Genomic DNA, 20,502 nt, shown 5'->3' with positions numbered 1-20,502 from the left:
ATACCCTGACGGGACGAGAGTTTTTTATGCCTAAGTTAAGATCTGCAACCACAACACAGGGACGCAACATGGCCGGAGCGCGCGCTTTATGGCGGGCCACCGGTATGAAAGACGGTGATTTTGGTAAGCCAATTATTGCCATTGCCAACTCCTTTACCCAGTTCGTGCCAGGCCACGTTCACTTAAAAGACATGGGCCAGCTGGTGGCGCGAAGTGTTGAGGCTGCGGGTGGTGTGGCAAAAGAATTCAATACCATCGCCGTAGACGACGGTATTGCTATGGGTCACAGCGGAATGCTGTATAGCCTGCCGTCCCGTGAGATTATCGCCGACTCAGTAGAGTACATGGTTAACGCGCACTGCGCCGACGCCATTGTGTGTATCTCTAACTGTGACAAGATCACCCCGGGAATGCTGATGGCGTCTATGCGCCTGAACATTCCGGTGGTATTTGTTTCCGGTGGCCCGATGGAAGCCGGTAAAACCAAGTTATCCGATCAAATCATTAAACTGGATTTGGTCGATGCCATGGTAGCTGCTGCCGACGATAAAGTGTCGGACGATGACACCAACGAAATTGAGCGCTCTGCCTGCCCCACTTGTGGTTCCTGTTCAGGCATGTTTACTGCCAACTCCATGAACTGCTTAACCGAAGCGTTGGGTTTATCACTGCCGGGTAATGGCTCAATGCTGGCCACTCACGCCGATCGTGAAGGCTTGTTCAAGCGTGCCGGTGAACTGGTGGTTGAACTGTGTGAGCGTTGGTACAAAAACGATGATGCCACGGCGCTGCCGCGTAACATTGCCAATTTTAATGCCTTTGAAAATGCCATGAGTCTGGATATTGCCATGGGCGGTTCTACCAATACCATTCTGCATTTACTGGCTGCGGCAATGGAAGGCGACGTACCCTTTACCATGGCCGATATCGACCGCTTGTCGCGCAAAGTGCCGCACCTGTGTAAGGTGGCGCCTTCTACGCCGCAGTATCACATGGAAGATGTCCATCGCGCCGGCGGCGTATTAGGTATCCTCAACGAATTAAACAAAGGCGGCTTGCTGCATGGTGATTGTGCTCACGTGCTGGGCAAACCCATTGAAGACGTCATTGCTGACTGGGATATAACTAATCCTGACAACGCCGATGCTAACACCTTCTACCGGGCAGGCCCTGCTGGTATTCGCACCACTAAAGCGTTTAGCCAGGACTGTCGTTGGGATGAGGCCGACGCTGACCGCAGTAAGGGTTGTATACGCGATCTGGAACACGCCTACAGTCAGGAAGGTGGTCTGGCCGTACTGTTTGGTAATCTGGCAGAGAACGGTTGTATTGTGAAAACCGCCGGGGTGGATGAATCCATCCTGAAATTTACCGGTCGTGCGCGTATTTATGAGAGCCAGGACGAAGCCGTAGCCGCTATCCTTAACGATCAGGTGGTTGCCGGTGATGCTGTCATTATTCGCTACGAAGGCCCGAAAGGCGGGCCGGGCATGCAGGAAATGTTGTACCCAACTTCCTATCTGAAGTCTAAAGGATTAGGTAAAGATTGCGCGCTGATCACTGATGGCCGCTTCTCAGGGGGTACCTCTGGTCTGTCGATTGGTCACTGTTCGCCGGAAGCCGCCAGTGGCGGTGGTATTGGTCTGGTGCAGGAAGGCGATACCATTGAGATCGATATCCCCAACCGGGCAATTAATATTGCCATTACCGATGCTGAATTACAGGCCCGTCGCGCCGCGATGGAGGCCAGTGAACGTCCATGGCGTCCGGTTAACCGTCAGCGTGAAGTGTCGCTGTCGCTGAAAACCTTCGCCATGCTGGCCACCAGTGCCGATAAAGGCGCAGTAAGAGACCCATCCAAACTGGAAGATCTATGACCGTTACCGATCACGAATACCTGAAAAAAATCCTGCTGGCGCCGGTTTATGATGTGGCGGTTAACAGTGATTTGGTATTGTTATCGCGCTTAACCGCTGAGCTGGGCAACGACGTTTTCTTAAAGCGTGAAGACCAGCAACCGGTTAAGTCTTTTAAACTGCGCGGTGCCTATAATCGCATCGCCAGTCTGTCGCCCGAGCAGTTAGAGGCTGGCGTAATTGCTGCTTCTGCCGGTAACCACGCCCAGGGCGTGGCTTACAGCGCTAATATGAAAGGCATAAAGGCCACTATCGTGATGCCGGAAACCACGCCTGACATTAAAATAGAAGCGGTGCGCCGTTTCGGCGGTCAGCATGCAAACGTAGTGCTGCACGGCACCAACTTCGACACCGCCAGTGCCCATGCGCGAGCGCTGAGTGCGGAGCATGGTTACACGCTGATCCCGCCTTTTGATGAGCCGGACGTGATTGCTGGTCAGGGCACCATCGCCCGCGAATTATTAGAGCAGAATCCCAACCTGGATATTCTGTTTATTGCCGTGGGCGGCGGTGGTTTAGCGGCGGGTATCTCGGTATACCTCAAGCAGTTAAAGCCTGAGATTAAGATTATTGCGGTGGAATCAGAAGAATCTGCCTGTTTTGCGGCAGCGAAACAAGCGGGTGAGCCAACCAGCTTAAGTTCAGTGGGCATTTTTGCCGACGGTGTGGCGGTTAAACTGATGGGCAGTGAGACTTTCCGCCTGTGTGATCAGTACGTCGATGAAATCATGACGGTCACTAATGACGAAATCTGTGGTGCCATTAAAGACATTTTCGACGATACCCGGGTGATTGCCGAGCCTGCCGGTGCGATGTCGGTAGCGGCCATCCGCAAGTACGTAAAACAAAACAACATTCAGGGCAAAAAGCTGGGTGGTATTTTGTGTGGCTCAAACACCAATTTCCATACCCTGCGTTATGTGTCTGAACGTTGTGAGTTAGGTGAGCAAAAAGAAGCGGTATTCGCGGTTAAAATCCCTGAACGCCAGGGCGCGTTCAAGCAATTTTGCGAATGTCTGGGCGGGCGCACCATTACCGAATTTAATTACCGCTACGCATCGGAAAACGAAGCGCACATTTTTGTGGGGATTAAACTGCGTGGTGGCAAGGCCGAATTTGAAGCCCTCACTGCAGAGCTGGGCGACAAAGGTTACGAATGCTTCGATCTGTCTGATAACGAATTAGCTAAACTGCACGTGCGCCATATGGTGGGTGGTCGTCCGCCCACTATCCTTAACGAAGTGGTATTCAGCTTTGAATTTCCTGAGTACCCGGGCGCTTTGCTTAACTTCCTGAACACCCTGGGCGAACGCTGGAACATTACCTTGTTCCATTATCGTAACCATGGGGCGGCTGAAGGTCTGGTACTGGCCGGGTTTGATATTCCGCCAGAAAGCCGCGAAGCCTTCGATGAGCACGTTACTGCGCTCAACTATACCTGTCAGGATGTGACCGACAATCCGGCTTACCGGTTCTTTTTATCAGAACCAAAGTAACTCCGAGACAATCTTAAGTACCCGGTATCAGCCGGGTATTTTTTTGTTCGATGAAATAGTTATGGTTAAAAAATAGTCAGGCTGCGCTAACCACTCTATACTAAGGTCAATTAGTGTTCATAAGGAGTGTGACATGTTTAACCCTTTCGCCCTTCCCCCATTTGCCTGGAATATGCCGTTAAGCGGTGACGTAAAAGATATTTCGCCGGTGACGAGCTGGTTTTCACCCCAATACGAATTCAATATCGCCGGAAATGCGGCGCTGGAAAAGCAAGTGATCACGAAAGTGGCCAGCTACGGTAAGCAGTTGGGTAAGCTCACCAATGCCGTACTGGAAATCGCCGACGGCGTACCCGGAGAAGCGGTGGAATCACTCAGAGCAATGGCTAAGGAAATCGAAGAATTAAAAAGTAAAACGCTGGTCGACAGCATAGAGGCCGATCTGTCTAAACTGAAAAGCCAGGATAAAGAGGCCTATCAGGAATTGTTGAAGCGTCTCTCCTGATAATCACAAAAACAAATCAAACTAATCAGTTTTAATTATTTTATATTTTTATGCGGGCAGCCATACTCTGTTTATCGATAAAACGGAGAGGAAAGTCTGATGCAGCAAATTATTAATCACCTGCTAAACCGCAAAACCACCACTAATGCTGAGCAATCTCAACGGGACTGTAATTTTCGCGATAACTATTACGGCGATCAGCTGTGCAAGAGTGTGACAACAGCACAGAATCCTAAGGCATAACAGGAGGCAGCGATGTTACCGTTATTACTCACTGCCACGCTGTGTTGCATTCCACTGTGCTTATCAGTGTCTATGACCAGTAAAACCCGGTCGCAACTTTATCAGGATGCGGCCCGGCGGGGTGACGTTGCCATGCTCAGATACTTTCGCTATACCGGTAATGATATGGCGCTGCAGGCGCACGAAAGAAAGGTCGCATTATCGGCCGCCAAGCAGCACAACCACCAACAGGTGCTGGCGTTTCTTAATCAGTCTGACTGATAGTTGTTAACGATTTAATTGTGTTATCCCAATCCTTGCTTGCCCTTTAAGCTATGGCGGGAAGTTTCCCCCGCCACTTTTTTCTAGTCACCCGACGATCTCCTTTACATTCATAATCTTATATGGGATAAAAAGTATACAGAATAATATTTAGGGCGTAGTAACTACCGCCATGGCGGCGTTACGGCAGCACAGCCACGGGATCTTCATGCACAAAACGCGATTGCCTTCTCTGACCGAAATTCTCATTCTCACCCTTCTGCTGCTGGCCATTATCTTTGTGGCGGTACACCAACTTAGCCTGCCTATTCAACTGGCCTTTATTGGCTGTTGGTTTGTGGTGATGGGCTTTGGCAAGTATCTCGGCTATCACTATCATCATTTGCAAAAAGGAGTGATTGCAGGCGTTACTCAAGGCATGGATGCGATTATGATTTTGATCGCTGTAGGTGCTCTTATCGGTAGCTGGATGGCGGGCGGAATTGTTCCCAATATAATCTACCTGGGTCTTTCGGTTATGGATCCGGCGCTGTTTCTGCCAGCTGCGTTTATTATTTGTGCCATTACCTCACTGGCAACCGGTACCTCGTTCGGTACGGCTGGCACTGCTGGCATAGCCATGATGGGCATTGGTGCCGGCTTTGATTTACCGCCAGCGCTGGTGGCCGGTGCTGCTATTTCGGGGGCTTACGTTGGCGATAAGCTTTCACCGCTTTCTGATACCACGGTGATGACCGCCTCCATGTGTCAGGTAAACCTTATTGCGCACATTAAATCCATGCTGTACGTCAGTGTGCCTGCCTGCATCATTGCCTGTATTGCATTTTTGCTGGTCGGCCTGGGATTTGATCATGATGGTGGTACTGGTACCGCTCAACAGGTAATGGATGCTATTGCCGTTCATTACACTATTGGCTGGTATATGTTGTTACCGGCGCTGATTGTCATTGGTTTATTGATGATGCGCCTGCCCTCATTTCCGGTTATCTGCCTGGGGGCATTGCTTGGTGTGATTTGGGCAATGCTGTTTGAACAGGCTTCTTTGGTAAACGCTTTCGACAGTCTGTATAACGGCAACTTTATTGATACCGATGTAGAGTTCCTGCAGATCCTGCTCAATCGGGGCGGTATTACATCGATGTTATCGGTGATCCTGCTGGTTATTCTGGCGCTGGGGCTGGGTGGACTGATGGAATCTATTGGTGTACTTACGGCGGTATGTAATGCCCTGCAAAATTGGGCCACCACCACCGGCCGTCTGGGGCTTTCCACTATGCTAAGCGGTATTTTAGGTAATGCGCTCGGCGGAGCGGCCTATGTATCGATAATGACCGCCAGCACCATAACATCCCGTAACTATGAACAGATGGGCATTGATAAACGGGTACTTTCGCGCAACGTTGAATCCGGCGGTACGGTAACTACTCCTATGATCCCCTGGACCGACGGCGGTATCTTTATGGCGACTACGCTAGGGGTAAGCACGCTGAATTACCTGCCGTTTTTGTGGTACCACTGGCTTGTACTCGGCATTACCCTGCTATACAGCTACGCAGGCTGGTATCACTTTGCCCCCGTTGAGTATGATGCAGAGGGCACGCCGCAACCGCAGTCGGCAAGCTAGGTCATACTCATTACAAAATTACAACGGCTTCAGAACGCTATATACTGCCTGACGATTACATTTTGCCTGAGGAATTATTGTGTTCACTGCTAACCTGGTTATTGAGAAAGCGTATCAGTTTTCCCGGTTCGATAGTGCAAACCCACTTTCTACGTGTTCGGCACATCCCATTTTTCTGGATGAGCAGAACTGGCTGACCTGCGAACATTATGTTCAGGCCAAAACCTTACGCAGCGCCCGGCATGCCAGTAAAGTGGTTGCGCTGCCGAGCGGTGAGAAAGCCAATGCCTATGGTCAGGCCTGGTTTCGTGGCAAAATCGCGGACTTTAAAGTCACTGCGCCGATCCTGATGAAACGCGCTTTGTACACCAAAGTACAAATGTATGACGAAGTCCGCGAAGCACTGTTTGCAACCGAAGACAGATTGATTATTGAAACCTCACAATATGATTATTTCTGGGGCATTGGTCGCGATCAGCGCGGCCTGAATCATATTGGTAAAGCGTGGATGGACATTCGTCAGAAACTACTCGGCGATTGATCTAACCAAAGCCAGGCTAACAGCGCACTGGAAGGCTGCCGGGATTTGTAAATATGCCCGTCGGCTGTGATGGCCGCTTGTTAGCACCATTGGGCAATTCCTTCGCTATCACTACGCTAAATTCTTCACTTTCACCGGCGGGTACAATCGCTTCCTTTCAATGAGTTTCACATGTGAAACAAACCTGCGGTATTTGGCGCTTTCGCCATGGATTACTTGCTTCAATTCAGGCCTGCCAACCACACTATAGGCTCATTTGCGAACGTTAGCTGACAGGAGAACGGGTATATGACCTCCCCTGATTTTGGATTAACCAACAAGGTTGCTTTAGTAACCGGTGCCAGTCGTGGCATTGGTCAGGCGCTGGCTACAGGGTTTGCGGGTGCCGGTGCGAAAGTCATTTGTGCCAGTAGTCGTGAAGGCGGTTGTGCAGACACCGTCAGCAAAATTACCGATGCAGGTGGTGAGGCCACAGAACTGTTTGCTGATTTGTCAGACGTTACGGCCGTGCAGGCGCTGGCTGAAAAAGCCAAAGGCGTATACGGCGAGGTGAATGTGCTGGTGAACAATGGCGGCACTATTTATCGCAGTCCGGCGGTAGAGTTTCCACTGGAACAGTGGCAGCACTCGTTGCAGGTAAACCTCGATGCCACTTTTATTTTGTGTCAGCAAATCGGAAAAGACATGGTGGCACGTCAGCAGGGCAAAATTATTAATATTGCGTCTATGCTCAGCTACAGCGGTGGCATCACGGTGCCAGCGTATACCGCCAGTAAGCATGCGGTAGCGGGTTTAACCAAGGCTCTTGCCAACGAGTGTGGGCAGCACAATGTGCAGGTCAATGCTATCGCGCCGGGTTATATCCGCACCGACAACACTCAAGCATTGCAGGACGATCCTGAGCGCAGCAGTGAAATTCTCAAACGTATCCCAGCCGCGCGCTGGGGCGAAACCTCAGACTTACAGGGTGCGGCCGTCTTTTTGGCCAGCGCCGCCAGTAACTACATTAATGGGCTTGTACTCGCCGTCGATGGCGGGTTCCTGGCCCGATAGCAACGAATTGATTTAAGGACTTATATGTCTAACAAAACTGAATATGAAGTCAGGTATGCAGTAGGGCAGCGCGAGGTAAAAGGTTACGACACTACCGAGCTGCGCGACACATTTCTGGTCTACAAACTGATGACACCCGGCAAGGTATACTGGGTATACAGTCATTACGAGCGATATATGCTGGGCAGCGCAGTACCCACTGACTCGCCGTTGGTGCTGGAAACGCTGGATGCCCTGAAGGCTGAGCATTTTCTTGATCGCCGTGAGCTGGGCACATTAACATTGGCGGTGGCGTTGCCATTTTGCTAAACAGTATTGACATGGTGCGAGCATCGATGGCCTGCATATCAATCAGCCGCAACGCTTTTACCATGTGTAACGTGGCCTTTTTATACTTTAAAAAATGGGCGGTTTTAATGTGTGACTCATAAGCCTGCTGACTGGCGTATATCTCCAGGATCCGCACGGCGCTGGGGTTTTGTTCCTGTACCATAGGAAATATAGCGATGACGCCAGGTTCAAGCCGTACCGAAGCCTCGGCTTCCTCGGTCAACAGGGCCAGGTATTCATCCAGGTGCTGCGGGTCAATGTCCAGTTCAGCGATGCGAATGATGCCAGGATAATCGGCCGCGCTGGCCTGAACCGGTGATATGGCTATCATTAGCCCGAGCAGTATTACGCTGATCCAGGATTGCATTGCCTTCTCCTTCAACTGATTAACCTCAGCTCAAGACGTTCCCCGGCCGCAGTATTTTCATACTGGCCAGAAAAGCCGTAACAGCGTCGTCGCCCTCAGCCGGCGCCCAGTCGGCAAAGTCTTTATCGTCAGTCACTTCGTAGGGCCCTTGTTTAACCTCAACAAAAGTAACCGGCTGATGACACACAGTGGCATGCCAGGTGTTAGGAGGAATTTCCACCCCCAGGCAATCACTGCCCGGGCCCAGAGCAAGGCGCTCTGTGAGCACGCCGTGATCATCAAAAAATAACAGCTCCAGGCAACCGTCCACCACCATAAAGAATTCCCATTTATGCGCCTGGCTGTGGCGATGGGGTCTTACATAAGAGTCGGGCAGCATGCTTACAAACAGGCGCTGTACCGGCTGCTGATAGTCGTCATGCACATTGTGGTGTGCGCGGCGGCGCGGGCTGGCTTCAGCCCGTGCTCTTAGTTCACTGAGTAACTCAATATCAAACTTTTTCATCGGCACCTGCTTCCCTATCGGCCTGAAGAATATCCTGCTGTAAATGCTGAACTATCTCCGGCCAGACTAACGCCATGATATCTTTACGCAGGGCCGAAGCTTCCTCGGAATACTTCAGACTGCCGTCTTCGCCCGCATCCAGCCAGTGGTTATCCCGTAACGCACTGATAAAGCTGGACAGCACATTTTTATCGTAAAACTCTGGCGAGTGCATGCCATACAGTTTGGATAAACGCTCGGCCACGGTTTTACTTTCCCGTTCCAGGGCATTACGGCTAATCAATTTGTCGCGTTTAAGAATGGTCAGCACTACCGCGTAACGCTGCAGGGTTTCCTGCATGCAGCGACTCAGCAACCAGCTTGAATGGAATTGTTCGCTGTCGGCTTCCGGCAACGCCAGATAACGTCCTTTTTGCTGCAGCATGCCGGTTTGTTTGAAAGCATCAATCAGCTGCGCGGTATAAGCCAGCGCTTCATCCTGCGACAGGTGCAGGAATAGCTCGCGCTGCAGCAGCGGATAAAGCGCCGCAATTAACTGCAGAATGTTGTTTTTCTCCAGTTTGCCATGGGCAAAAATGGCCGTCATAACAAGGCCCGGCAGGGCGAACAGGTGAATAATATTGTTGCGGTAGTAGGTTAAAAACACCGCGTTATCCGGCATCGGGCTAATCAGCGTGCCGTAGTTGTCTTCGCTTACCTGTAACCGTTTTAACGACAAGGTGTGTTCGAGCAGTGCGTCGGCATCCTCTTCGGGTAGAGTGGCATTAGCACTGTACGGGGCCAGCTCAAACAGGGCGAGATAATCGCGCATCGCCTGGGCCAGCTCCGTTTTACTCATGGTCTGGGTTTTTGACGCCAGCAGGCACAACGCGGTGAGCGCCATGCCATTAATGGCGGCCGCACTATTTACCCGGGTCATTAACTCATTAGCCAGGCCGTTAACCGTGGGGGTTAACCAGGCGGGTTTTTTCTCGGGGTTTAAGGCCTGACTGTCACGCCAGTCGGGGGCTTTATTGTCGAGAAATTGATTAAGCGACAGTGGCTCGCCAAAATTCACAAAGCCATGACCGTAATTTTTGAGTTTTTTAATGGCCGAAAACACCTGCCAGTTGGACTCTTTCTTTTTCGCGCCGCCCTTCAACTCGCTCAGGTAGCTCTTCACTTCCATGACGTTTTCATAGCCAATGTACACAGGTACCAGACTGATTGGACGGTTGACGCCTTTAACCGCGGCCTGAATGGTCATGGCCAGCATGCCGGTTTTCGGCGGGATGAGGCGTCCGGTGCGGCTGCGGCCGCCTTCCGGGTAATACTTAACCGCGTAGCCTTTTTTAAACAGTAATTCCAGATACTCGCGGAATACGGCGGTGTAGAGCTTGTTACCGGCAAAGCTGCGGCGCAGGAAGAACGCTCCACCGCGCCGAAAAATACCGCCTACCGGCCAGAAGTTAAGGTTAATACCTGCCGCGATATGCGGTGTGACCAGGCCTTCATGGTAGATCACGTAGGTCAGTAAGAGGTAGTCCATATGACTGCGATGGCAGGGTACATAGATGATTTCGTGACCATTATTGGCCAGTTCACGAATACGGTTGGCGTGACCAACACTGATACCGTTATAAATTTTGTTCCAGATACGGGTTAACAGGCGATCACCAAAGCGGATTAGCCCTTCCCGATAATCTGCGGCAATTTCAGTCAGGTAGCCTGCCGCAACCTGGCGTGCTTCGTCGGCACTGAGCTTTTTGGCACGCATCTCTTCGCCAATGGCATTGCGGACCATTTCGGAGCCGAGCACCGCATTGTTCAGCTCCTGCCGTTCCAGCAGGGTTGGGCCTGTCATGGCCTGACGCTTACGGTGAAAGTGAGTACTTGCTACGCGGGAAAGCTTGTGAGCCAGCTTTTCATCTGTACTGTGCTGATCGGCCATTGCCCGTGATGACACCGCCTGGCTGTAACTGATAAAGGTGTCGCGACCCAAAAACAATACGATAAAGAATTTGCGTAACCAACTTGGCGCGGCTGACAGGGTGAGTAAATCCGCCAGACCCGGTTTGCCTTTGCCTGGCGTCCTGCCCCAGGTGATAAATACCGGCACCACCTGAACATCGAGGTCGCTGTGATCGCGGTGCAAATGAAACAGGTCGGTAAAAACCGGCTCGATATCCGTGTTTTGATTTCGCTTGCGAAGCAGTGCTTCAGTGCGCCGCAGGAACAGGCTGCCCGGATAGCTTTTATTTGCCAGCGTCACCGGCTCAACAGGATCAGGCAGACCCATCTTTTGCGCGGACATTTGCAGTGCCAGCTGATCGGTGACCGAATCGGATGGCAGCAAATAAATAATGGGGCGTGATTTATCGATGCCGAGTTCACTCTCAACATCAGAAGGAATACTGTTGGTTTTCACCAGCCACTTAACCGGTAGACGAAACACGTTAAGCAAAGCCTGACGCATCCAAGTCATGAATTGGGTGTCCTGTTTAATGAAATACCTGCATAGTGTATCACGATTTCAGGCAGTTATAGCGTGACGGACCCTGCTTGCGGCTAATCCTTAAGTTTTATAGCCAGTGCGCCGCTAGTGCTGACTAAGGCGGTAGCGACAGTGCCCCAGGTCCAGTCTATCAGGGTGATGGGTAACGGCCAGTCGGCGACGATGGAATAATTGGTGAGGTTATAGGCACCATAAGCCGCGGCACCCACTACAGCACCGTTGAGAAACGCTTTGGCCAGGTTTTGTCTGGCCGGGAGCACCGCCAGATATAAACCCGCCGCGCAATAGCCAATATAAAACACCAGCCATGGCCAGGTGATAAAAGGGTCGCGCAACAAGCCGGAAAGACTGCCGAAATACCATTGATTTGCCACCACGCCCAGCCACACACCATCGAGCACGCCAAACACCAGCAGCATCGTGACATAAGCCAGTAACAGCTGAGTAAAACGGGTTTTAGAAGCGTAAGGGGATGTCATAGTATTTCCTTGTATGGTGTTGTTCCGTTACAGATTGATATGACACTAAGCCTGAAACAGATCGCTTTGTGCAGATTGATCTTTTTGTAAATGTAAATTATTCTTATTTGCGTTTTAGGGTCGGGCCTCTGCCTGACAAAATCAAACTGCGTAGAGGCGGTTCATCAGGCGCTAACGTGCTGACCGCTGCACCAGCTCAAAATAATAAGTAAAGTTTATGATTTTAGGAAGTTTTCTGGCTTTGGTTGGATCAACCGTAGCTGCCGGTGGTATATACCTTGGCTGGCGCAACAGTTCAGCGGTGTATGCCTGGTTGGGCTGGTTAGCCGTGGCCGGCAGTGTGTATTGCTGGCATTTAGTCCTTGGCGTGGAATATGGCCTGACCATTGGCTTGTGTTTGCCTGCGCTGACTGTGTGGGCGGCTATCGCAGTTGAGGCCAGCCCCCAACGGCAAACACGTGAGCGCGTAAAACCGGCGCATCAATGGCGGGTTGCCCCGCGCCAGATTGCCCGGCAAACCGGGCATATTCTGTATGTCTTACCCGGGCAGATGTTTATCTGTGCGCTCATTATGATCGCTGTGGTGTATCAGCTGCCTGTATCTGAGCCCAAGCAAATGGCCACTGGCGTACTGGTGATGCCGGTATTGTGGGGCCTTTTGGCTTACTGGTATGTGCTGTCATCGCGTAAGTGGCTGCACATTGTTTTATCTTTAGGCGCAGCTGCTGTGGCTGGCTTGTGGTTATTTGGAGGGGCGCATGGCTAAATCGGTTTCTGCTGGCAGTCTGGCAAAACGTTCGCTGCAGTCTCACACCTGGCTGGGACTGGTTGTTAGCGCGGTGATGTTCCTGATTTGTTTATCGGGCACCATTGCCGTATTGCATAAAGAGTTTGAGCGCTGGGAGCAACCCAATATCCCGGAGACAACTGAATACACCGTCGAACAGGTGGAGCGCGCCTATACCAGCTTTACTGAGCAATACAGTGATGACACCCATCACTATTATTTTGTGTTCCCTGGTACTGGCATTCCGCGGCTGGTGATGGAAGATGATCACCGGGCCCATTTTGTGGATGAGCAGGGCACGTTAATTGAGCAGGAAAATGTCACCTGGTCGCGAATGCTGGTGGATTTGCATTTGTACCTGCACCTGCCCCATTCGTTTGGCATGATCCTGGTGAGTGCCTGCGGCGCCTTGTTGTGTGCACTGATTGTATCGGGCCTGATGGCGCATCCCAGAATCATCAAAGACGCTTTTAAGTTTCGGTATGGCGGCGACGGCCTGAAGGAAAACATTGATATGCATAATCGCCTGAGTGTGTGGGGCACGCCGTTTCATCTGATGATAGCAATCACCGGTGCCTATTTTGGCCTGGCCGGGGTGTTTGTAACCCTAATTGCCCAGGCGTTCTACGATGGCGATACCCAGGCCGTTTACGACCGTGCTTTTACGCCCGAGCCCGAGCTGGTGCAGGAGATTGCCCCGCCCGATATCGGTACCGCCATGCGCGATCTGCAGGGGCGGGTAAATACCGAAGGCAACTTGCTGTTCTTTACGGTACACGAACCACATACACCGCAGCAGTTTCTGGAGTTTTTTGTAAAAACCCCTGAGCGCCTGATTTACTCAGAGAACTACCGCTATGACTCGGCCGGCAATTATCTGGGTAAAGCCGGGTATTCTGATGGTGACGGCGGCATGCAAACCCTGTATTCCGTATTTCGAATCCATTTTGGTGACTTTATCGGCATGCCGGTGAAGATACTCTACATTGTGCTGGGCATGATGCTGACTGTGGTGTCTGCCACCGGCATGAATATCTGGCTCAAGAAGCGCCAGACCCGCGACGCACTTAATCTGCTCTGGCCGGCATTTGTGTGGGGCACGCCAGTGGCATTGGTAGTAAGTGCACTGAGCTATTTTGCGGTGGCTGTCTCACCTACCCTGGTATTCTGGGTGGCGCTGGCGGTGCTTGCCGGTCTGGCCTTACGCCTTAATGACGAAGCGCGAATTGTGCCCCTGTATAAGCAACTGCTGGCATCAGTGATTGCCTTATTCTGGCTGGTTTACCTGGTGCGCTTTGGCACTGCTGCATTTTCTGTGGCAGCATTACAGGTTAATGTGCCGTTGCTCGCCGTTGCCGTGTGGGCTATGTGGTCTGCACGTCGCAATAAGCGAAAGATGATGCAGTTCGCAGCATCAAGCGCGGCCTAAACAGGAGAAGCCATGTTTATCGTTATGTTTGAGTTTGTTCCCAAAACAGGTAAAGAAGCCGATTTTCTGTGTGCCTGGCCGAAAGTAACTCAGGGCATTTACCTGTTGCATGGCAGCCTGGGTTCACGCTTACATAAAGATGAAGAAGGGCGCTGGATTGCTTATGCGCAGTGGCCCGACCGCGCAACCTGGGAACAGGCCGCAACTAACAGCATGAGTGAAGACTACGAACAGCAACGCATGCATATGCATGATGCGCTAAATCTTGAGGCTACCCGTATTCTGTATAAAATGGACGTTGCCTGCGATTATTTGCAGCGCCGCCCTTTTGCGGTGGATAACTAAAAGTCGTTAGTGTCTTGTGCTGTAAGCAGTTTGGTTGTGGTTAATGAGGAGTGGTCATGGAGCATACGTTCTGGCATGACAAGTGGGAAAAAGGTGAGATAGGCTTCCATCAGAGCGATATCCATCCGATGCTGGCAGAATTTGCCGCTGAATTTGGTATTGGCGATGGATGTCGCGTATTTGTACCGCTTTGTGGTAAATCCAACGATATGACGTTCATGCTTGAGCGTGGTTGCGAGGTGGTGGGCGTGGAGCTAAGTCAGCTGGCTGTCAGCCAGTACTTTGAGAGTCTGGGCGTTACGCCAGTGATTGAAGAATGCGGCAAATTAATGCGTTATACGGCGCCGGATATTACTTTGTACTGTGGCGACTTTTTTGCGCTTACTCCCGAACAACTGGGCACTATTGATGTTGTTTACGACCGCGCCGCGCTGGTGGCCCTGCCCCAGGATATGCGTAAGCAATACAGTCAGCGCTTGTGCTCACTCACTCCCGGCGCAAAACAGCTGTTGGTGACGTTCGAGTACGATCAGTCTTTAATCGGCGGCCCGCCCTTTGCTATTCCCAGTGAAGAGATCCAGCAAAACTATAGTAAGTACTGCACAATAACGCTTTTGCACAGTGAAGCGCTGGAAGGTGGCTTAAAAGGTAAAGTCCCCGCCGTTGAAAATCTGTGGTCCCTTACCAGTAAGGGCTAACGGTTTACCGTTAAAAAGGGTCGGCAAAGTGCCAGAAATTTGCACTTTACCGACCTCGCACAAGTAAACGTTGATCGCTATCAGTAAGGCCCGTCAACAGTTGCGCCTGGTTGCCATAGCGCGTGATAGATCTGGTTACCGCGCAGGTAATAGATATGGCCATTGTGCAACACGCTGCGATCCTCATAGCTGCCAATGTAATAGTCGTCCTCGGTTGCCGGTGATATCGAATCGATATGACTCAGTGTCCGGTCTGCTTCATTGACCTCCAGCGTCTGCAAGGCGTTTTGGGTAAACCAGTAACCGGAGTCGTCGAATCCCCAGGATTGTGAGGGCAGCGCAAACTGATAGCCGGAGTCTGTTTTCAGCACCGACAGTGAACGGTGGTCGTATTCCACCGGGGTATAGGCCTCCGGCCAGACAAACTCACCCAGTACCACCGGATTGGCCGGGTCGAGTACGTCAAATAAACTGACCTTCATGCCCTCCTCAATGGGGGTTTCCAGCGGGGTACTGCCGCTGACGGGGATCGCATCATTTCTAACCTGTTGGCCAACGCCAAGTAACAGCCCGTTTTCCATGGGATGCAGGTAGCTGGAAAAGCCGGGTATCTCCAGTTCGCCGGCAACCCTTGGCGCGTACAGGTCCGTTAAGTCAATCACATACAAGGGGTCAACCTGTTCAAAGGTGACGATAAAGGCTCTGTCTTCAAAAAAGCGCACTGCATAAATGGCTTCACCCGGCTTGCCAATGGGCGCGGGTTGGGATTCGTTCGGTAAGGTGGCAATTTCTACCAGTTCACTGCCCTGTTGCTCGAGGATATGCAGCATATGCTCGGGATCCTGGGACCAGGCACCCACCGTGGTGACAGCCAGTAATTTGCCGTCGCGCTCAGCCAGTCTGAACTGCGCTGAACTTTGCCAGCCCAGGGTGCCTACCACACTGGCTGTTGCCTGATAGCGGATTTCATTGCCCAGCGAGATTTTATGAACAATGGTGCTCTCTTCGCCACGGGCATGTAAGTACAAGTGGTCAGCCGAGGCGAACAGGCCATGGGCTTCGGTCAGCAAGCACAGCGAGGAAAAATTCATCGGGTTATCCAAATCAATTTTAACCACGCTGACCATTTGCGTATGACCATTCTGTTCGGTGGCACGCTGGGGTAACAAGCAGTCAGTTAACTGATAAAGATCACTGGTTTGGCCGTTAATGGTGATTTTGGGAACCAGCTCACTACTGTTTTTCGCCAGAATTGCGTTGTATAGATTGACCAGGCTGCGATTGCTGGTGCCGGCATCCGGTAAGTCTTCCAGGTTGGGCACGAACTGCGTGGCAATAAACAAATGGTTGTCGATGCGTCGTGAGTTAATCAGACCACCATCAATACGAATATTACTCACCGTATTGGGGCTGGTCGGTTCGGCGACGCCGTAAATATCAATGTAAGTATCGTTTTCTGGCTGCTGCCAGGGGCTTGAGTCGAGCAGAATATCGGCCATAGCATAATACTGGAAAGAGTGACTGACCACGCCCAGGATATCTTCATACAGGTACATGCCCGCTACGTTGAGATTTTCCTGCAATGAGATTGTCGCGGCTTCGGTTAAAGAATAATCGTTCTCGCGCGCCAGAATGCGCACTTTTTTTACCTCTCCGTGGCTTGGGGTCCATACCGGTAAATCCGCCACAAACAGATAGTCACCGTTGTATTCAATGCGGTCGGCTTCATCTACACCGGCAATCTGGGTATTGGTGGTCGAATAGCTGGCCGGCGCCGCAGTATCATTGGCAACGCCCTCCGCCGCCGTTGCCTGCGATTTTTTCATCAGATAAATGCCATTTTTAACATAGCGTTCGGCACTGACCTGTTGCGCGGTAGATAAGGCTGAATCCGTCGCTGTCATGTAACTGAGCGCTGGCGGGCTCTCGTTACCGTCGTTGCTGCAGGCGGTAATCGTACAGGTTGAAAATATCGCTACGGCCAGGCACTTCCACATCAGGTCGGTTTTTTGCTTCAGGTTCATATCCATGTCCTATTAAGCGGTGAGGTTGACTACTACCCTAGTGCTTGTTTAAGCAATAATCCGATCCAAACTATTTATAAATGTGACAATTTGTAATCGGGTACTGTGCAGGCTCTCAGGGTTTGATAATCTTAAAAATCTGAATAACCTGCCGGAGCTATGGTGTGCGGATCCCTTTGCTGTGCTGTTTATTACTGTGGCTGTCTGGCCAGGGCATTGCGTGGGCCTGTGAGAGTGACGATGCCTGTATAGCACCTAACTCCTGGAAATTAGGCATCGCGGTGGGTATTGGCGCCAGAACCAATCCACTGGTCGATGGCGATCCTATCCCGCTGGTGGTCTTACCCGATGTGGCCTGGTATGGCGAAAATGCTTATTTCGACAACGGTGAAGCTGGCTATCAGTGGCAGTTGCGTGATGATGTAACCACCGAATTGTTTGTGAGGGCAAACCGCGAGCGCGCCTATTTTGCGTTTTGGCACCCCGCCAATATTGTTTTGTCTGTAAATACCAGCTCCGCAGATGTCATTGGCAGCCCGTTACAACCCGGCGACAGTAACGGTGAATCTCCCGCCCCCCGGGATTCCATTTCTATCAACGATATCAGCCGCCGCAAGTGGACGGCTGATGCCGGTTTAAGAGTCAACTGGAACGGCTCCGACAGCTTTTTTTCCGCAACGGTCGCAGGCGACCTGCTGGGTGTACATCAGGGGTATTATGCGCAACTAAAATACCAGTACCGCTGGCAGTGGGATGATTGGCAGTTTGCCGCGAATGCTTCAGTGACCTATAAGAGCGAGAAGCTGATAGATTACTATTATGGTATCGATAGTGAGGATACGGCTAATAGTAGCCTGTGGTACGCTGCCGACCATGCCCTGCAAACCAGTGTCGGGCTACTACTCAATAAACCCTTAAACAAGCACTGGCGCTGGGTGGGCCGGGTGCAGTTATCCACCCTGGGCAGCGGTATGACAGATAGCCCGCTGGTGTCTAAAGACTACGTTGCCAGCGGTTTCATTGGCTTCGGCTATCAGTTTTAAGGGGCGTCGGTGCGTTTATTCTGCTTACTTCTGCTGCTCTCAGGTGCATTGTTAATGCCGGCAGAAGCCGAGGACGACGCCTTTTCAGCCACGCCCAGTGAGTGTATCGCTGCGGAAAAAGGCGATGAATGTGTTATGTCAGTCACGCTGCACTATCCACCGCTTCCTGACGACAAATATTGCCTGACGCTGAACCGCGAGCCGCTGGGGTGCTGGCCTTATAGTGCTATGCCGGGGGCGGTGAAGGTTACGTTAAAAGAGGAGTCAGAACTGAGCCTGGTGAGAGAAAGCAATACCTACCAGGCTTCGGTAATACTCACACTGCGTTATCGCAGCGCCTCGATGCTCAGACGCCGCGTTAAAAATCCCTGGAGTTTATTCTGATGAAGTCGCTTATCCTGGTTGAAGACGATGAAAGACTGGCTGAACTGGTTAGTCAGTACCTGACGGCGAACGGCTTCAGCGTGACCCGGTTTGCCGATGGTGAAGGGCTCATCGAACGGGTGAAAGCCTCACCACCGGATGCCATTATTCTGGACGTCATGCTACCTGGGGATGATGGCTTTATCTTATGCAATCGCTTGCGCCAGTTTTATTCCGGGCCGCTGCTGTTTATGACGGCGAAAAGTGAAAGTTTTGATCAGGTGCTGGGCCTGGAAATTGGCGCTGATGATTACGTGGTTAAGCCGGTGGAACCCCGGGTGTTGTTAGCCAGGGTGAATGCCCTGATGCGTCGAGCCACCTCAACTGAAGCACCGGTGCATAGCGGCTCGGTGGTGACCTTTGGCAAGCTGAGTATTGATAAACTGTCGCGCAGGGTGAATCTGGGCGGCGAGGATATCACCTTAACCAGCCACGAATTCGACCTGCTGTGTTTACTGGCCGATAACGCCTCACAGCTGGTAGAACGAACCACCCTGTATAAGGAGCTGATTGGCCGTGAATACGACGGTCTCGACCGTTCGGCCGACGTCAGGGTGTCCCGCTTGCGTAAAAAGCTCAAAGACAATCCGCAAAACCCTTACCGGATCAAAACTATCTGGGGCAAGGGCTTCTTTTTTGTGGCGGATGCGTGGAGTGACGAATGACCCGCCTGTTTGTGAGCTTTTACCTGTTTATGGCGGTTTCTCTGGTGCTAATCAGCAGCACGCTTGAGCTGATTTGGCCGGGTGAGGATTACCGCGAGTCGGCCGATATGGTGCTGGCAAAAGCCTTATTGCCGCTGGCATTGGAGGACCAAAACCAGCTGCTGGAAAAACTCCGCCAGGCGGGTATCGATTACGAACTAAAAGATAGCGCGGCGATTAACTGGTCTGCCGCCGAGAAAGCCGACCTGGCAGCCGGGCAGCCTGTTACTCTGTACACCGAAACAGCCAGGTTCATTTATATGCCAGCCAGCGAAAACCGCCTGATTGTGCTTTCGCTGCCTTTTACCGAAGTGTCCAGGCCCTATTTGTTGATCTATCTTTCGGCATTCCTGTTGCTATTAGGCGTTATGCTGGCAATCTGGTTGTGGCCCCTGTGGCGGGATCTGGCTTATCTTACCCGCAAGGTCAATCACCTTGGCCAGGAGAGTGAAAATGTCGCTATCGCGCTTAAAAAGCGCTCTGTTATCCAGCCTATCGCTAACAAGCTCAATATGCTCAGCGAGCGGGTGCACGGTTTACTACGTGACCAACGCGAACTGACCGGTGCTGTGGCTCATGAATTCAGAACGCCCATTGCCAGATTAAAGTTTGCCCTGGAAATGAAACCTGAGCCGGATAGTCAGGTATGGCGTGGCATTCAGGCCGATCTGGATGAGCTTGAGGGGCTGGTGCAGGAGATGCTCGATTACACCCAGTACGATGCCATGACGCCGGAGCTCAACATCGCCGATATTCCGCTAAATACGCTATGCAGTGAAGTGGTGGCCAGATTAGCGCCTACCACTAACAAAACCCTGCTGGTTTGCGGTGATGAACTGACCGTGCGCGGCGATGGTCATTTCATCGAACGAGCCGTAATCAATCTGCTCAATAATGCCATCCGGCATGCTAAGTCACAGGTGATCGTTGAGGTCTATCAAACCGATAATGCGGTTAATATTGCCGTTAATGATGACGGCAGTGGCGTTGAGCCCGCGCTGGCATCACGCATTTTTGACCCCTTTTTCCGGCCTGATAACAGCCGGGTGCGCTATGCTGGCGGCGCGGGCCTGGGGCTGGCAATTGTGCAACGTATCCAGATCTGGCACCAAGGCTCGGCCTCGGTAACGTCCAGCCGCTCGCTGGGCGGGGCCTGTTTTATCCTTTCTTATCCGCTTTAGCAACTGGCTGTTTAATCAGCCGAAACCGTGATCTGCTTCAACTTCGCTTAAGGT

The 20,502-nt window shown here is 51.7% G+C and carries 21 protein-coding genes; 16 read left to right on the top strand and 5 right to left on the bottom strand.

Annotated elements, in window-relative coordinates; genetic code table 11:
- Positions 1-26: 26 nt before the first annotated feature.
- From ilvD to D9T21_RS17185, 8 genes are all read left to right on the top strand, one after another.
- On the top strand, positions 27-1,877 hold the full coding sequence (gene ilvD / locus D9T21_RS17215; protein WP_123326336.1) for a dihydroxy-acid dehydratase: 1,851 nt from the start codon (positions 27-29) through the stop codon (positions 1,875-1,877).
- The gene (gene ilvA / locus D9T21_RS17210; protein ID WP_123326334.1) at positions 1,874-3,412 is read left to right on the top strand and encodes a threonine ammonia-lyase, biosynthetic; all 1,539 of its coding nucleotides are present in this window, start codon (positions 1,874-1,876) and stop codon (positions 3,410-3,412) included. Before ilvD ends, ilvA begins: the two co-directional genes overlap by 4 nt.
- A 133-nt stretch (positions 3,413-3,545) precedes the next feature.
- Positions 3,546-3,917: a hypothetical protein gene (locus tag D9T21_RS17205; protein WP_123326332.1), complete on the top strand. Its 372-nt coding sequence runs from the start codon at positions 3,546-3,548 to the stop codon at positions 3,915-3,917.
- 99 nt (positions 3,918-4,016) lie between these two features.
- Complete coding sequence (locus D9T21_RS22785; RefSeq protein ID WP_164464737.1) at positions 4,017-4,160, top strand: hypothetical protein; 144 nt, start codon at positions 4,017-4,019, stop codon at positions 4,158-4,160.
- Between the two features lie 12 nt (positions 4,161-4,172).
- On the top strand, positions 4,173-4,421 hold the full coding sequence (locus D9T21_RS17200) for a hypothetical protein (protein WP_123326331.1): 249 nt from the start codon (positions 4,173-4,175) through the stop codon (positions 4,419-4,421).
- A gap of 208 nt (positions 4,422-4,629) precedes the next feature.
- Positions 4,630-6,045: a Na+/H+ antiporter NhaC gene (gene nhaC, locus D9T21_RS17195; RefSeq protein WP_123326329.1), complete on the top strand. Its 1,416-nt coding sequence runs from the start codon at positions 4,630-4,632 to the stop codon at positions 6,043-6,045.
- A gap of 79 nt (positions 6,046-6,124) precedes the next feature.
- Positions 6,125-6,586 carry an NADAR family protein gene (locus D9T21_RS17190; RefSeq protein WP_105935002.1) on the top strand — a complete coding sequence of 154 codons (462 nt, stop codon included), beginning with the start codon at positions 6,125-6,127 and terminating at the stop codon, positions 6,584-6,586.
- Positions 6,587-6,874: 288 nt separating this feature from the next.
- Positions 6,875-7,639: an SDR family NAD(P)-dependent oxidoreductase gene (locus tag D9T21_RS17185; RefSeq protein WP_105935003.1), complete on the top strand. Its 765-nt coding sequence runs from the start codon at positions 6,875-6,877 to the stop codon at positions 7,637-7,639.
- 91 nt (positions 7,640-7,730) lie between these two features.
- Here D9T21_RS17185 and D9T21_RS23225 read toward each other — a convergent pair whose 3' ends face one another.
- The 4 genes from D9T21_RS23225 to D9T21_RS17165 all read right to left on the bottom strand — a co-directional run bounded on the left by D9T21_RS23225 (position 7,731) and on the right by D9T21_RS17165 (position 11,814).
- A complete protein-coding gene (locus tag D9T21_RS23225; RefSeq protein ID WP_123326327.1) occupies positions 7,731-8,336 on the bottom strand; it encodes an antibiotic biosynthesis monooxygenase in 606 nt (201 codons plus the stop codon).
- Positions 8,337-8,361: 25 nt separating this feature from the next.
- Positions 8,362-8,841, bottom strand: coding sequence for a WbuC family cupin fold metalloprotein (locus D9T21_RS17175; RefSeq protein WP_123326325.1), 480 nt, complete (start codon positions 8,839-8,841; stop codon positions 8,362-8,364).
- Entirely contained in the window at positions 8,828-11,305 is a 2,478-nt protein-coding gene (gene plsB, locus D9T21_RS17170; RefSeq protein ID WP_123326323.1) for a glycerol-3-phosphate 1-O-acyltransferase PlsB, read from the bottom strand. Before plsB ends, D9T21_RS17175 begins: the two co-directional genes overlap by 14 nt.
- Before the next feature lie 83 nt (positions 11,306-11,388).
- Positions 11,389-11,814 carry a DUF2177 family protein gene (locus tag D9T21_RS17165; RefSeq protein ID WP_123326321.1) on the bottom strand — a complete coding sequence of 142 codons (426 nt, stop codon included), beginning with the start codon at positions 11,812-11,814 and terminating at the stop codon, positions 11,389-11,391.
- A 217-nt stretch (positions 11,815-12,031) separates the two neighbouring features.
- On the opposite strand from D9T21_RS17165, the gene D9T21_RS17160 reads away from it, so the two are divergent.
- Genes D9T21_RS17160 through tmpT form a run of 4 tightly spaced genes read left to right on the top strand, consistent with a single transcriptional unit; the run spans position 12,032 to position 15,073 of the window.
- Positions 12,032-12,580, top strand: coding sequence for a hypothetical protein (locus D9T21_RS17160; protein WP_123326319.1), 549 nt, complete (start codon positions 12,032-12,034; stop codon positions 12,578-12,580).
- Entirely contained in the window at positions 12,573-14,030 is a 1,458-nt protein-coding gene (locus D9T21_RS17155) for a PepSY-associated TM helix domain-containing protein (protein WP_123326317.1), read from the top strand. Before D9T21_RS17160 ends, D9T21_RS17155 begins: the two co-directional genes overlap by 8 nt.
- Positions 14,031-14,042: 12 nt before the next feature.
- A complete protein-coding gene (locus D9T21_RS17150) occupies positions 14,043-14,375 on the top strand; it encodes an antibiotic biosynthesis monooxygenase family protein (RefSeq protein WP_123326315.1) in 333 nt (110 codons plus the stop codon).
- A 56-nt stretch (positions 14,376-14,431) separates the two neighbouring features.
- The gene (gene tmpT / locus D9T21_RS17145) at positions 14,432-15,073 is read left to right on the top strand and encodes a thiopurine S-methyltransferase (protein WP_123326313.1); all 642 of its coding nucleotides are present in this window, start codon (positions 14,432-14,434) and stop codon (positions 15,071-15,073) included.
- Between the two features lie 80 nt (positions 15,074-15,153).
- Here the strand turns inward: tmpT and D9T21_RS17140 are convergent, their stop codons facing one another.
- Positions 15,154-17,097 carry a beta-propeller domain-containing protein gene (locus tag D9T21_RS17140; protein ID WP_164464736.1) on the bottom strand — a complete coding sequence of 648 codons (1,944 nt, stop codon included), beginning with the start codon at positions 17,095-17,097 and terminating at the stop codon, positions 15,154-15,156.
- Positions 17,098-17,261: 164 nt separating this feature from the next.
- On the opposite strand from D9T21_RS17140, the gene D9T21_RS17135 reads away from it, so the two are divergent.
- The 4 genes from D9T21_RS17135 to D9T21_RS17120 are packed head-to-tail and all read left to right on the top strand — an operon-like array spanning position 17,262 to position 20,448.
- Positions 17,262-18,140 (top strand): MipA/OmpV family protein, encoded by an 879-nt coding sequence (locus tag D9T21_RS17135; protein ID WP_164464735.1) that lies wholly within the window; start codon positions 17,262-17,264, stop codon positions 18,138-18,140.
- Between the two features lie 9 nt (positions 18,141-18,149).
- A complete protein-coding gene (locus D9T21_RS17130) occupies positions 18,150-18,524 on the top strand; it encodes a DUF3019 domain-containing protein (RefSeq protein WP_164464734.1) in 375 nt (124 codons plus the stop codon).
- Positions 18,524-19,228, top strand: coding sequence for a response regulator (locus D9T21_RS17125; RefSeq protein WP_123326305.1), 705 nt, complete (start codon positions 18,524-18,526; stop codon positions 19,226-19,228). The genes D9T21_RS17130 and D9T21_RS17125 overlap by 1 nt, the downstream gene beginning before the upstream one ends.
- On the top strand, positions 19,225-20,448 hold the full coding sequence (locus D9T21_RS17120) for an ATP-binding protein (RefSeq protein WP_241155749.1): 1,224 nt from the start codon (positions 19,225-19,227) through the stop codon (positions 20,446-20,448). The genes D9T21_RS17125 and D9T21_RS17120 overlap by 4 nt, the downstream gene beginning before the upstream one ends.
- The last annotated feature ends 54 nt before the right edge of the window (positions 20,449-20,502 follow it).

Origin of the sequence: Marisediminitalea oceani, assembly GCF_003731635.1 — a bacterium.
Classification (GTDB): domain Bacteria; phylum Pseudomonadota; class Gammaproteobacteria; order Enterobacterales; family Alteromonadaceae; genus Alteromonas; species Alteromonas oceani.
This window is presented reverse-complemented; position numbering and strand designations above follow the sequence as displayed.

Bases quoted from the DNA above. Each gene is read 5' to 3' on its own strand.
- ilvD (WP_123326336.1), top strand. From the start codon at position 27: ATGCCTAAGTTAAGATCTGCAACCACAACACAGGGACGCAACATGGCC.
- ilvA (WP_123326334.1), top strand. From the start codon at position 1,874: ATGACCGTTACCGATCACGAATACCTGAAAAAAATCCTGCTGGCGCCG.
- D9T21_RS17205 (WP_123326332.1), top strand. From the start codon at position 3,546: ATGTTTAACCCTTTCGCCCTTCCCCCATTTGCCTGGAATATGCCGTTA.
- D9T21_RS22785 (WP_164464737.1), top strand. From the start codon at position 4,017: ATGCAGCAAATTATTAATCACCTGCTAAACCGCAAAACCACCACTAAT.
- D9T21_RS17200 (WP_123326331.1), top strand. From the start codon at position 4,173: ATGTTACCGTTATTACTCACTGCCACGCTGTGTTGCATTCCACTGTGC.
- nhaC (WP_123326329.1), top strand. From the start codon at position 4,630: ATGCACAAAACGCGATTGCCTTCTCTGACCGAAATTCTCATTCTCACC.
- D9T21_RS17185 (WP_105935003.1), top strand. From the start codon at position 6,875: ATGACCTCCCCTGATTTTGGATTAACCAACAAGGTTGCTTTAGTAACC.
- D9T21_RS23225 (WP_123326327.1), bottom strand. From the start codon at position 8,336: ATGCAATCCTGGATCAGCGTAATACTGCTCGGGCTAATGATAGCCATA.
- D9T21_RS17175 (WP_123326325.1), bottom strand. From the start codon at position 8,841: ATGAAAAAGTTTGATATTGAGTTACTCAGTGAACTAAGAGCACGGGCT.
- plsB (WP_123326323.1), bottom strand. From the start codon at position 11,305: ATGACTTGGATGCGTCAGGCTTTGCTTAACGTGTTTCGTCTACCGGTT.
- D9T21_RS17165 (WP_123326321.1), bottom strand. From the start codon at position 11,814: ATGACATCCCCTTACGCTTCTAAAACCCGTTTTACTCAGCTGTTACTG.
- D9T21_RS17160 (WP_123326319.1), top strand. From the start codon at position 12,032: ATGATTTTAGGAAGTTTTCTGGCTTTGGTTGGATCAACCGTAGCTGCC.
- D9T21_RS17155 (WP_123326317.1), top strand. From the start codon at position 12,573: ATGGCTAAATCGGTTTCTGCTGGCAGTCTGGCAAAACGTTCGCTGCAG.
- D9T21_RS17150 (WP_123326315.1), top strand. From the start codon at position 14,043: ATGTTTATCGTTATGTTTGAGTTTGTTCCCAAAACAGGTAAAGAAGCC.
- tmpT (WP_123326313.1), top strand. From the start codon at position 14,432: ATGGAGCATACGTTCTGGCATGACAAGTGGGAAAAAGGTGAGATAGGC.
- D9T21_RS17140 (WP_164464736.1), bottom strand. From the start codon at position 17,097: ATGAACCTGAAGCAAAAAACCGACCTGATGTGGAAGTGCCTGGCCGTA.
- D9T21_RS17125 (WP_123326305.1), top strand. From the start codon at position 18,524: ATGAAGTCGCTTATCCTGGTTGAAGACGATGAAAGACTGGCTGAACTG.
- D9T21_RS17120 (WP_241155749.1), top strand. From the start codon at position 19,225: ATGACCCGCCTGTTTGTGAGCTTTTACCTGTTTATGGCGGTTTCTCTG.